Consider the following 11,355-nt stretch of genomic DNA (forward strand, 5'->3'; position numbering starts at 1 on the left):
CGTCTAGGGGCTTTTCCTATTCCCGGGAGAGGGCTAAATTTAATTGTTTGGTTACGGTGACCCGGTTAAGTCCAGATAAAATTGCCAGCTCCTCATGGGTGGGATATTCCAGATCTAAGTCGGTAATTGTCGTTAAAATATATTGTAATTTTTGGGTACTTGTCCCAATTGTTTATATTAAACAAAAAGTACCCCAAAGTAATTTTACACTAACTGAGCACGCTAATGATTTGACTTGTTGGTCAGTTTGTTGTAATATATTTGGTACAGATATTTAATCCCCGATAGCTCAACGGTAGAGCATGCGGCTGTTAACCGCAGGGTTGTAGGTTCGAATCCTACTCGGGGAGCCAGAAAAAATCCCGGTTAAATTGGGTTTTTTTATAATAACGTGTAAAAGTGTAAAAAGGGGAGCAAAGAGCGGTTAATTGCGGTTAACCGCTCTTTTTTGTTGGGGAAGGTACTTGCATATTAAGGGAGTAAAATTGATATAATATAGCCAGAAGGTCAGAAAAGGTCAGGTGAAAAAATGAGTTTAGCCAGGCGAATTGAGGAATATTTAAAAAAATTATTGGCTGAGCAGCAGGTGATAGAAATACAGCGTAATGAATTGGCTGAGGTTTTTGAATGTGTGCCTTCACAAATAAATTATGTCTTAAGTACGAGATTTACTCCTTTACAGGGTTATTTTGTGGAAAGCAGACGTGGTGAGGGCGGCTATATTCGGATTGCCAAAATAGCTTGGAATTTATGGCCTCATTATTCCTTAAAAGAGATTTATCAAGAAATGGAATCGGGATTATCTCAAAGAGAAGCTGAGGGTATTTTAAAACGATTTTTTGAAGAGGGATTAATTACTGAACGGGAATATAAATTATTAGTCATGATTATTGATCGGGAAACATTATTTTTAGGTTTGCCGGAAAGAGATTTATTGCGGGCTAAAATTATGCAGGCGGTTTTAACCGGTTTGTGTCGTGAAGATTATTAAACGAAAGGGGAAAAAATAATGTTATGTGAGAGATGTCAAAAAAACCCGGCTAATGTGCATATTACACAATATATTAATGGGCAAAAAACCGAAAAGAATTTGTGTGATGAGTGTGCTCAATTGGAACAAGTAGGTATGAATTTCCCCAAAACACCTCTTTATGATCTTTTGGGAGTGTTTTTTAAAGAACCATTGGTTAAACAAAAAGAAATTCAAGTAGATGTCTGTCCCAATTGTGGAGTTTCCTATCGTCAAATTGCCAAATTGGGGAGAGCTGGTTGTAGTGTATGCTATGATCATTTTTCGGCTTATTTAGAGCCAGCTTTGCGAAAAATGCATGGGGCTACTGTACATCATGGTAAAATTCCTTTGAGATTGGGCAGCAGTTTACGTGTTGATCGTCAGATAAAAGCTTTAAAGGAACAATTAAAATTAGCGATAGAAAAAGAAGCTTATGAGCAAGCCGCAGTATTGCGGGATAAAATTAAGGAATTAGAAAAAAAGCATCAAGAAGGGTAGGTGTAGGTAAGTATGATTGAAAAAATTGTTACTCGACCGCAGAGTAGTTGGACAAAAGCAATAGGTCCTGAACATCATTTGGTTTTAAGTTCACGGATTCGTTTGGCACGTAATTTAGAGAAATTACCCATGCCTGCTTTTCAAAACGAAACTTCTGGATTTACTGTTTTGGAAAAGGTAAGAAAAGCTGCTGAAACTTTGGAGGCAAAAAATAAACTTTACTTTTACTCTTTACAGGATATACCTCTTTTGGAAAAACAGATTCTTTTGGAAAAACATTTAATTAGTCCTGAACATACGGAGGCGGGTGTAAATAAAGGATTATTAATTGATGAAACGGAAACAATTAGTATTATGATCAATGAGGAAGATCATTTGCGTATTCAGGTTTTTTATCCTGGTTTGCAATTGGAAAAAGCTTGGGAAAGGGCTGATGCACTTGATGACCAATTGGAAAATAAATTAAAATATGCTTTTCATCCTCAAAAGGGTTATTTAACTGCTTGTCCTACTAATGTGGGTACTGGTTTAAGGGCTAGTGTTATGGTCCATGTACCAGCTTTAGTTATAACTCAACAAGCAGGCAATGTTTTTCGTTCTTTGGGACAATTAGGTTTTACGGTTAGGGGACTATATGGTGAAGGTACTAAAGCAGTTGGTAATTTATATCAAATTTCTAATCAAACTACTTTGGGCCAAACTGAAAAAGAAATTGTGGGAAATTTGACTACCCTTACCTTAGAAATTGTCGAAAAAGAAGAACGGGCTAGGGAATGGCTTTTAGAGGAGTGCCCCCTGCGGGTCAAGGATCGAGCCGGACGGGCTTTTGGTATTTTACAAAATGCGGCTATTTTAACTTCACAAGAGGCCCTAACTTATTTATCTGATGTTCGATTAGGAATTGATTTGGGTCTTTTAAATAGGGATTGGGTAGTAGGTAATTTATGTGAATTATTGGTTTGGGCACAGCCGGCTTTTATTCAAAGATATGTAGGTAAGAAAATGGAAGCTGGGGAGCGTGATGCCGCACGGGCACAATTTTTTGCCCGTAAATTTAAAATAAGGAGGGGAAATTAATATGTTTTCAAAATTTACTCGTCGAGCACAACATGTTTTATATTTGGCAGGTGAAGAAGCTAAGGCACTAGGACATGCAGCTATTGGCACTGAACATATTTTACTTGGTTTATTAAGAGAAAATGAAGGTGTCGGGGCCCGGGCCTTGATTGAATTGGGTTTGGATTTGAATTCGGTACGTAAGGCGGTTACAGATTTGGTCTCTCCGGCTCATTTGACTACTACTAAGGTTAGTATTACACCGCGGGCTAAAAAAGTAATAGAACTGGCTAATGATGAAGCGATTCGCTGGGGTGTTAATTATGTAGGTACTGAACATTTACTTTTGGGTTTAGTGCGGGAGGGTGAGGGAGTAGCTGCCCAGGCTTTATTAGATTTAGGGGTTACGGCTGATGCCATTCGCAAGCAAGTTTTTGCTTTATTGGGTGGTGGTAGTATTCCTTTACAGAAAACTATGAGTACACAGACAGGTAAGGGGCGTAAAAGGGCTACACCTACTTTAAATGAATATGGTCGTGATCTTACTGAATTGGCACAGGCGGGAAAAATTGATCCGGTGATCGGACGTCAAAAGGAAATTGAGCGGGTAATTCAAGTATTAAGCCGTAGAACTAAAAATAATCCGGTTTTAATTGGTGATCCTGGTGTGGGTAAAACTGCCATCGCCGAAGGCTTAGCTCAATATATTGTTGAAGGAAAAGTCCCGGAAACAATTAAAGAAAAAAGAGTCATTGCTTTGGATATGGGGGCTTTGGTAGCTGGTTCTAAATATCGGGGTGAATTTGAAGAGCGTTTGAAAAAAATAATTGAGGAAATTAGAAGTAGTGGGGATGTTATTTTATTTATTGATGAGATGCATACTTTAGTTGGGGCTGGGGCTGCCGAAGGAGCTATTGATGCTGCCAATATTCTTAAACCAGCCTTGGCTCGGGGAGAATTACAGGCTATTGGGGCGACCACAATTGATGAATATCGTAAATATGTAGAAAAAGATGCGGCTTTGGAAAGGCGTTTTCAGCCAATTATGGTTGAAGAACCTACTGCAGAGGTTGCTTTACAAATTTTAGAAGGTTTAAGGGATCTTTATGAAGCTCATCATCGGGTTAAAATTACGGATAAAGCCTTACAGGCTGCTGTGGATCTTGCTGTTCGCTATATTTCGGATCGCTTCTTACCAGATAAAGCCATCGATTTGGTTGATGAGGCTGCTTCTAAAGTAAGATTACGGGGATTTACTACACCCCCTAATCTTAGCGAATTGGAACAGGAAATTGAAAATCTCAGTAAAGAAAAAGAAGCAGCTATTGTTAGTCAGGATTATGAAAAGGCGGCTGAATTGCGGGATGAAGAACGTAAATTACAGCAGCAGTTGGCAGAGGAAAAAAGCAAGTGGGAGCAGGAACAGGGACAAAAAACTGAATTGGTTACTGAAGCTGAAATTGCTGAGGTGGTTTCTAGTTGGACCGGGGTGCCGGTACAGCAATTAACCCAAGCAGAGGCTGAGCGGTTATTAAATCTAGAGGAATTATTAGGTAAGCGGGTCATTGGACAGGAAAAGGCGATTACCGCCATTTCACAGGCGATCAGAAGAGCTAGTGCTGGATTGAAAGATCCTAAAAGACCAATCGGTTCCTTTATTTTCGCTGGCCCTACTGGAGTAGGGAAGACTGAGTTGGCTAAAGCCTTAGCTGAAATTCTTTTTGGTGATGAAGAGGCATTGATTAGATTGGATATGTCCGAGTATATGGAAAAACATACGGTAGCACGTTTAATTGGTGCTCCTCCAGGTTATGTAGGTTATGATGAAGGTGGTCAATTAACTGAGGCTGTTAGACGTAAGCCTTATGCGGTGATTCTGCTTGATGAAATTGAAAAGGCTCATGCTGATGTTTTTAATGCCCTTTTACAAGTAATGGAGGATGGACGTCTCACAGACGCTAAAGGACGTACGGTTAATTTCCGTAATACTGTTTTGATTATGACTTCCAATTTGGGGGCTAGTCAAATTGGTCAGGGCACAACCGTTGGTTTTGTTCCCAATGCTGATAAGCAGGATAAGCATCAGGAAATGAAAAAAGAGGTTATGGAGGCTATTAAAAAGGCTTTCCGTCCGGAATTTTTGAATCGTTTAGATGGAATTATTATCTTCCATGCACTATATCAGGAACAGTTAAAGAAAATTACTACTTTATTAATTAATCAAGTGATTGCACGTCTGCGTGAACAAGAAATTGAAGTGGAAGTAAGTGAGGCTGTTAAGGAAAAGGTAATGCAAGCAGGCTATAATCCCCTTTTTGGGGCAAGACCTTTAAGAAGGGCCGTACAGCGAATAGTTGAAGATCGCTTGTCAGAAGAACTACTCAAGCAGACTTTTCAAAAAGGAGATCAGATTAGGGTTGAGCTTGAAGGTGAAGAAGTGGTTGTACGGGTAATTTGAATGAAAAGGGGCTGGGGAGTTGAAGGTTAAGAGTAAGTTTGTTTGTCAAGAATGCGGTTATATTGCTCTGCGCTGGTTGGGCCGCTGTCCAGAATGTGGTGTTTGGAATTCCTTGGAGGAAGAGGTGGAGCAATCTTTACCGCGTTCTGTTCAAAAGAGAGCTTTAACACGTCCACAATTACTTTCCGAAATTGAAAATCAGGCTGTAGCTCGCTTGGATTTGGGGAGTCGAGAATTAAATCGTGTACTGGGTGGGGGGTTGGTTCTCGGCTCCATTGTTCTTTTGGCTGGGGACCCGGGTATTGGTAAATCTACTCTACTTTTACAAGTTGCAGATTATGTAGCTCGGCAGGGAAATACAGTTTTATATATTTCTGGTGAAGAGTCAGTTGAGCAAATTAAAATGCGGGCTTCACGTCTGGGTTTGGAGGCAGCACGTCTTTACCTTTGGTCTGAAACTGATTTGGGTTTAATTGAACAGGAAATAGGAAAAATAAAGCCAGCCTTAATTATTATTGATTCTATTCAAACTGTTTTTTGTGCGGAATTAACCTCTACTATGGGCAGTATTAGTCAAATAAAAGTGGCCACGAGTAGGTTGGGGGCTTTGGCTAAAGAATTTAATGTGCCACTTTTAATTGTAGGTCATGTAACTAAGGAAGGTGGTATTGCTGGACCGCGAGTTTTAGAACATATGGTGGATACAGTTTTATATTTTGAAGGTGAACGTCAGCATCAATATCGAATTTTGCGGAGTATTAAAAATCGTTTTGGGTCCACCTTTGAACTAGGTGTTTGGGAAATGAGAAATAGTGGTTTGCAGGAGATTTTAAATCCTTCGCAAGCTTTTTTAGCCGAGAGACCACAAGCTTCACCTGGTTCTGTAGTAGCAGCTAGTATTGAGGGCACTCGTCCTTTATTAGTGGAAATTCAGGCCTTGGTAAGTCAAAGTGTTTTTGGACATCCTCGCCGGGTGGCTACAGGTGTTGACTATAATCGGGTTAATTTATTAATGGCAGTGTTGGAAAAAAGAGTTGGTTTAAATTTAAGTCAGCAAGATGCATATGTTAATGTAGTAGGGGGAATCAAAGTACAAGAACCGGCTTTGGATTTGGCTATTGCCATTGCTTTGGCTTCTAGTTTAAAAAATAGACCCACTCTTCCACATTTGGTATTAATGGGAGAAGTGGGCCTTACTGGGGAAATCAGAAGTATTTCCTTTTTGGAAAAACGCTTGCGGGAAGCAGAAAAATTGGGTTTTACCCATTGTTTAGTTCCCCAAGGTAAAAAAATTGCGGAATTGCGAAAACAAAAAAAGGGCTTGGAATTAATGGCTGCCAAGACCCTTAAAGAAGCAGTAGAACTTGTTTTAATGTAATTGGGGGTTATGTTAGGTTGAATTTGCCTAATGTTTTAATTTTTCGATGTTCAGCCTCAATAATTTCCTGTAAACTGATACCTAAGGTATTACAAAGAGCGGTTATGTAAAAGAGATTTTTGCCTAATTCATCTACAATAATTTCTCGACAAATATCGCACAGCTCACCATCTAAATGACTGGAAAAAAACTTTTTTAAATCACTTAAGTTAGCTTCTGGTGGTATAGGTTGTTTTTCAGCTTTAATTTTTAAGCAGCCGCAGTTGGTGACAGCTTTGGTGATGGCCCGATTAGTACGTGCCGATGATTCTTGGCATTTAGCCAAAAGGTCTAAAATACTTTGATGGCGGAGTAAATAGGTAAATACGGTTTTTTCAAAATCACGGCAATTAAATTCTGCCAAAGTAACCCCTCCTTTTTTATACCTGTGGTTCACTACTGCTATTATACTGAAAGATCTTTTGCCCTGTCAATAAGGTAGGAAATAGAAAAGGTGAATAATAGTTGACTCCTTAGGGGATAATGATATATAATAATACGTTTTTGACAAGGAAGTGTTTTTTTGTTAAAATAAGAATATCAGTGTGCTGGTTTTGGGGAGGTGGAGAAGATGTTTGAAATAGGGGATAAAGTAGTTTATCCAATGCATGGGGCCGGAATTATTGAGGCTATCGAGGAAAAAGAAATTCTGGGCGAGAAACGTAATTATTATGTTTTAAAAATGCCTATTGGTGAAATGAAAGTTATGGTCCCCATTAATAATGTAGATGCTGTAGGAATGCGTAAAGTAATTAATAGTGAAGAGATTAGTCGGGTATTTCATATTTTGCAGCAAGACGATTCACCAATGTCCAATAACTGGAACAGGAGATATCGTCATAATATGGAAAAGATTAAAACCGGTAATATTTATGAACTAGCGGAAGTAGTTAGAAATTTAGCTGCTCGGGACAGGGAAAAGGGTTTATCTACAGGTGAAAAGAAAATGCTTGACAATGCACGCCAGATATTGCTAAGTGAGTTAGTACTGGCGAGAGAAGGGGAAGAGGAGCAAATCAAGGATCTCCTACAGCAATATTTAGCTTAAGGGCGTCATTTGGTTGACGCTTTTTTGCTTTACGTTCATATAAATATTGCGTATAATAGCTAGGATTAGGGGACAAAGGAGGTGATGAAATGCTCCAGAAAATAGTGCGCTTATTTATCGCCTTAATTTTTTTAGTTGGTGGTCTTTCTTTAGGTTATACTGTACGAGGAATTAGTTGGTTAGTATCAGCTCCTTTGTTTTTACAAGTAGCCTTGGTTATCTTGCCCGGATTTGTGTTTGCCCTTTTGGGTTTTAGTTTGGCCCCTTGGATAACCAGAAAATTTATGCAGTTGGCCGATTGGATAGAAAAGAAATTACAGAAGATGCCATTAAGTGATTTGTTGGGGGCGGCAATCGGTTTAACTATTGGACTTATTATTGCCAGTTTATTGGGCTTTTCTTTTGCCAGGGTTCCTTTGATTGGTAGTTATGTAGGTGTATTTTGTAGTGTGCTCTTTGGTTATTTGGGTTTAAGTATTGGTTATAAAAAGAAGGAAGAGTTGTTAAGTATTTTTCACCTTTTCCCTAGACTAGGAAGTAGAGATCGGGAAAAAGGTGCGGCTAAAGTAAAATCCGCACGTCTATATAAAATATTGGACACCAGTGTGATTATTGATGGACGGATTGCCGATATTTGTAAAAGTGGGTTTGCGGAAGGGATTTTACTCGTCCCGGAATTTGTTTTAAAAGAATTACGTCATATTGCTGATTCTTCGGATCAATTAAGAAGAAATCGCGGACGGCGTGGTCTGGATATTTTAAATAAAATGCGTAAGGAATTAGAGGTGCGGGTGCAAATTTGTGATCGGGATTTTCCGGAAATTGCGGAAGTGGATAGCAAATTGGTGCGTCTGGCCGAAGAATTGGACGCGGATATTTATACAAATGATTATAATTTAAATAAGATTGCCGAGTTAAAGGGAATTCAAGTGTTAAATATTAATGAATTAGCCAATGCTTTAAAACCTATTTTTCTCCCTGGTGAGGAATTAACTGTACAGATTATTAAGGATGGTAAAGAATCACAGCAGGGGATTGGTTATCTTGATGATGGTACCATGATTGTCGTGGAATCGGGAAAGCAATATATTAATCAGCATATTGCTGTTGTGGTTACTAGTGTCCTGCAAACTGCGGCGGGGAGAATGATTTTTGCTAAACCGAAATTTAATGATTCTAGAACCTTAACTGAGGTGGATGCCATTGGCTAAAATTACCGCTTTAATCTTGGCAGCAGGCCGAGGAAAAAGGATGGGGGGACGTGTCAGCAAACAGTTTCTTGAGGTGGAGGGACGTCCTCTTTTGACGTACACATTGGCTCACTTTGAGGCCCATCCTTTAATTGATTCTTTAATTATTGTTGTTCCCGCAGCGAATTTAGACTACTGCCGTGAAATTGTGAAAAAATATAGTTTTAAAAAGGTTGAAAAGTTGGTTGCTGGTGGGAAAGAAAGACAGGATTCTGTTTATCAGGGTTTAAAGGCTTTAACTGCGGAAACTGAGTGGGTGGTAATTCATGATGGTGTGCGTCCTTTAATCTCTCCTTTTGTTATCACACAAGTGATTAAGCGTGCAAAAGAAACCGAAGCTGCAGTTGTCGGAGTGCCGGTAAAAGATACAATTAAAATGGTTAACTCTGATTTAAGTATTGCTCAAACTCCACCGCGGGAAAAATTATGGCAGGCTCAAACTCCACAAGTTTTCACCAAGGAATTAATAGTAAAGGCTTATCAAAAAGCAAAAGAGCTGGGTTGGCAGGGAACAGATGATGCGTCTTTGGTGGAAAAATTAGGAGTCCCTGTATTTATGGTGCCAGGTGAATACCATAATCTTAAAATTACCACTAGTGGGGATTTGGTTTTTTTAAGAGAAAAATTAAAGGAAAAGGATTTTGAATGATGCGAATTGGTTTTGGCTATGATGTACATGGTTTTATAAAGGGAAGACCCTTGATTTTGGGTGGTGTGGAAATCCCTTTTGAGCTGGGTTTAAAGGGTCATTCTGATGCTGATGTTTTAACCCATGCGGTAATGGATGCCTTATTGGGTGGAGCAGCTAAAGGTGATCTAGGAGTTTTTTTCCCGGATAGTGAACTAGCTTATCACAATGTTTATAGTTTGGATTTATTGCAGAAGGTTGTGGGTCTGCTTCAGGCAGAGGGTTTTTTTTGTGTTAATTTAGATTGTACTGTAGTGGCTGAAGTGCCTAAATTGGCCCCCTATCGGGGGGCAATGCAGGTGAATTTGGCTGAGGTCTTGGGGATAACACCTCAGCGGGTTAATGTAAAGTTTACTACTAGTGAAGGCTTGGGGTTTATTGGGGAAAAAACGGGGATCGCTGCATATGCTTGTTGTTTATTAAAAGAGGGGGAGATGACTGATGACTGAAATTAGGGTAAGATTTGCTCCTAGTCCTACCGGACCACTACATATTGGAGGAGCACGTTCCGCGTTATTTAATTATTTGTTTGCACGTCAATTGGACGGCAAGTTTATTTTACGGATTGAAGATACTGATCAAGCCAGATCACGGCGTGAATCTGAAAAAGATATTTATAAGTCTTTGGAATGGTTAGGTCTTACCTGGGATGAAGGACCTGATCGGGGTGGTGAATATGGTCCTTATCGACAAACAGAAAGACTATCCTTTTATGAGAAATATACACAGGAATTATTGACCGCTGGACAAGCCTATTATTGTTTTTGTAGTGAAGCAGAATTAGAAGCTGAGCGGCAAAAAGCCCGACAAGCCGGCAGGCCCCCCATGTATAGTGGGAAATGTCGTACTTTGTCACCAGTGGAAAGGGAAAAATATTTAGCTCAAGGCCGGCAGCCGGTGATTAGATTTCAAGTTCCGGCTAATCAAGCAATTATAATTGATGATTTGGTGCGCGGTCGTGTTGTTTTTCGAAGTGAAGATATTGGTGATTTCATTATTGTTAAATCTGATGGTTTGCCCACTTATAATTATGCAGTGGTAATTGATGATGCTTTGATGAAAATTAGTCATGTGATTCGTGCTGAGGAACATTTGTCCAATACACCGCGGCAAATTTTGCTTTACCAGGCTTTGGGTTTTCCTTTGCCTCATTTTGCCCATGTTTCTTTAATTTTAGGTAAAGACCGCAGTAAGATGAGTAAACGTCATGGGGCTACTTCGGTAATTCAATATCAAAAAGAGGGTTATTTACCTGAGGCAGTAGTGAATTTTCTGGCTCTTTTGGGCTGGGCCCCAGAGGGTGAAGCGGAAAAGTTTAGTATGGCGGAATTAATCGAGCAATTTTCTTTGGAGCGTGTAGCTAAAAATCCCGCAGTTTTTGATTTGGAAAAATTACGCTGGCTAAACTCACTTTATTTAAAAGATTATTCATCTGTGGAATTAACTAATTTAGCAGTACCTTATTTAGTTGCCGCCGGACTTTTGGCTCCTACTCCTGCCGAGGTGAAATGGGTGGAAACAGCTTTGTCTATATTGGGGGAACGTTTAATTACCGTAAAGGATGTAGTAGAAAAGTTAAAGCCCTTTATTGGGGAAACGGTAGAAATAGTTGATGAAAAAGCACACATGGCTTTAAATGCGGAAACTGCTCCTTTGGTTTTAAAAACTTTTCGGGAACAGTTAATTGCTTTAGATGAAATTACCCCAGAAGGCATTCAAGCTATCTTAAAAACAATAATTAAGGATTTAAAGCTCAAGGGTAAGGAGGTCTATATGCCCTTAAGAGCGGCTTTAATTGGACAAGCACATGGCCCGGAATTACAGCAAATTATTGCCATTTTGGGTAAAGACTTAACTTTAAGGCGTTTAGCCAATGTATTGGCTTAATTTTAGATAGAGGAGGGTTAGCATGAAAAGAGTTTTTTTAA

At 39.4% G+C, this 11,355-nt stretch carries 11 protein-coding genes and 1 tRNA gene; 11 read left to right on the forward strand and 1 reads right to left on the reverse strand.

What is annotated here, in order from left to right; translation table 11 throughout:
* The first annotated feature begins 278 nt into the window (after positions 1-278).
* From GX687_06200 to radA, 6 genes are all read left to right on the forward strand, one after another.
* Positions 279-353, forward strand: a tRNA-Asn gene (locus tag GX687_06200).
* A 176-nt stretch (positions 354-529) separates the two neighbouring features.
* Positions 530-991, forward strand: a complete 462-nt coding sequence (locus GX687_06205) for a CtsR family transcriptional regulator (protein ID HHX97029.1) — start codon at positions 530-532, stop codon at positions 989-991.
* Between the two features lie 18 nt (positions 992-1,009).
* Positions 1,010-1,510 (forward strand): hypothetical protein, encoded by a 501-nt coding sequence (locus GX687_06210; protein ID HHX97030.1) that lies wholly within the window; start codon positions 1,010-1,012, stop codon positions 1,508-1,510.
* A 12-nt stretch (positions 1,511-1,522) separates the two neighbouring features.
* A complete protein-coding gene (locus tag GX687_06215; GenBank protein HHX97031.1) occupies positions 1,523-2,587 on the forward strand; it encodes a protein arginine kinase in 1,065 nt (354 codons plus the stop codon).
* A gap of 1 nt (position 2,588) precedes the next feature.
* Complete coding sequence (locus tag GX687_06220) at positions 2,589-5,024, forward strand: ATP-dependent Clp protease ATP-binding subunit (GenBank protein HHX97032.1); 2,436 nt, start codon at positions 2,589-2,591, stop codon at positions 5,022-5,024.
* A gap of 19 nt (positions 5,025-5,043) precedes the next feature.
* Entirely contained in the window at positions 5,044-6,402 is a 1,359-nt protein-coding gene (radA, locus tag GX687_06225) for a DNA repair protein RadA (GenBank protein HHX97033.1), read from the forward strand.
* A 7-nt stretch (positions 6,403-6,409) separates the two neighbouring features.
* Here the strand turns inward: radA and GX687_06230 are convergent, their stop codons facing one another.
* Entirely contained in the window at positions 6,410-6,805 is a 396-nt protein-coding gene (locus tag GX687_06230) for a DUF1573 domain-containing protein (protein ID HHX97034.1), read from the reverse strand.
* Positions 6,806-7,012: 207 nt separating this feature from the next.
* On the opposite strand from GX687_06230, the gene GX687_06235 reads away from it, so the two are divergent.
* From GX687_06235 to GX687_06255, 5 genes are all read left to right on the forward strand, one after another.
* A complete protein-coding gene (locus GX687_06235; protein ID HHX97035.1) occupies positions 7,013-7,489 on the forward strand; it encodes a CarD family transcriptional regulator in 477 nt (158 codons plus the stop codon).
* 89 nt (positions 7,490-7,578) lie between these two features.
* Positions 7,579-8,700, forward strand: coding sequence for a hypothetical protein (locus GX687_06240; GenBank protein ID HHX97036.1), 1,122 nt, complete (start codon positions 7,579-7,581; stop codon positions 8,698-8,700).
* Complete coding sequence (ispD, locus tag GX687_06245) at positions 8,687-9,388, forward strand: 2-C-methyl-D-erythritol 4-phosphate cytidylyltransferase (GenBank protein HHX97037.1); 702 nt, start codon at positions 8,687-8,689, stop codon at positions 9,386-9,388. The genes GX687_06240 and ispD overlap by 14 nt, the downstream gene beginning before the upstream one ends.
* Positions 9,388-9,876 carry a 2-C-methyl-D-erythritol 2,4-cyclodiphosphate synthase gene (locus GX687_06250; protein HHX97038.1) on the forward strand — a complete coding sequence of 163 codons (489 nt, stop codon included), beginning with the start codon at positions 9,388-9,390 and terminating at the stop codon, positions 9,874-9,876. The genes ispD and GX687_06250 overlap by 1 nt, the downstream gene beginning before the upstream one ends.
* The gene (locus GX687_06255; GenBank protein ID HHX97039.1) at positions 9,869-11,314 is read left to right on the forward strand and encodes a glutamate--tRNA ligase; all 1,446 of its coding nucleotides are present in this window, start codon (positions 9,869-9,871) and stop codon (positions 11,312-11,314) included. The genes GX687_06250 and GX687_06255 overlap by 8 nt, the downstream gene beginning before the upstream one ends.
* Positions 11,315-11,355: the final 41 nt, after the last annotated feature.

Source organism: Clostridia bacterium, from assembly GCA_012841935.1.
In the GTDB taxonomy this organism is placed as follows: domain Bacteria; phylum Bacillota; class Peptococcia; order DRI-13; family DTU073; genus DUTS01.

Excerpts from the sequence above, each read along its gene's own strand:
- GX687_06210 (HHX97030.1), top strand. The coding sequence starts at position 1,010 with ATGTTATGTGAGAGATGTCAAAAAAACCCGGCTAATGTGCATATTACA.
- GX687_06255 (HHX97039.1), top strand. The coding sequence starts at position 9,869 with ATGACTGAAATTAGGGTAAGATTTGCTCCTAGTCCTACCGGACCACTA.
- GX687_06240 (HHX97036.1), top strand. The coding sequence starts at position 7,579 with ATGCTCCAGAAAATAGTGCGCTTATTTATCGCCTTAATTTTTTTAGTT.
- GX687_06205 (HHX97029.1), top strand. The coding sequence starts at position 530 with ATGAGTTTAGCCAGGCGAATTGAGGAATATTTAAAAAAATTATTGGCT.
- GX687_06235 (HHX97035.1), top strand. The coding sequence starts at position 7,013 with ATGTTTGAAATAGGGGATAAAGTAGTTTATCCAATGCATGGGGCCGGA.
- GX687_06215 (HHX97031.1), top strand. The coding sequence starts at position 1,523 with ATGATTGAAAAAATTGTTACTCGACCGCAGAGTAGTTGGACAAAAGCA.
- GX687_06250 (HHX97038.1), top strand. The coding sequence starts at position 9,388 with ATGCGAATTGGTTTTGGCTATGATGTACATGGTTTTATAAAGGGAAGA.
- GX687_06220 (HHX97032.1), top strand. The coding sequence starts at position 2,589 with ATGTTTTCAAAATTTACTCGTCGAGCACAACATGTTTTATATTTGGCA.
- ispD (HHX97037.1), top strand. The coding sequence starts at position 8,687 with ATGCCATTGGCTAAAATTACCGCTTTAATCTTGGCAGCAGGCCGAGGA.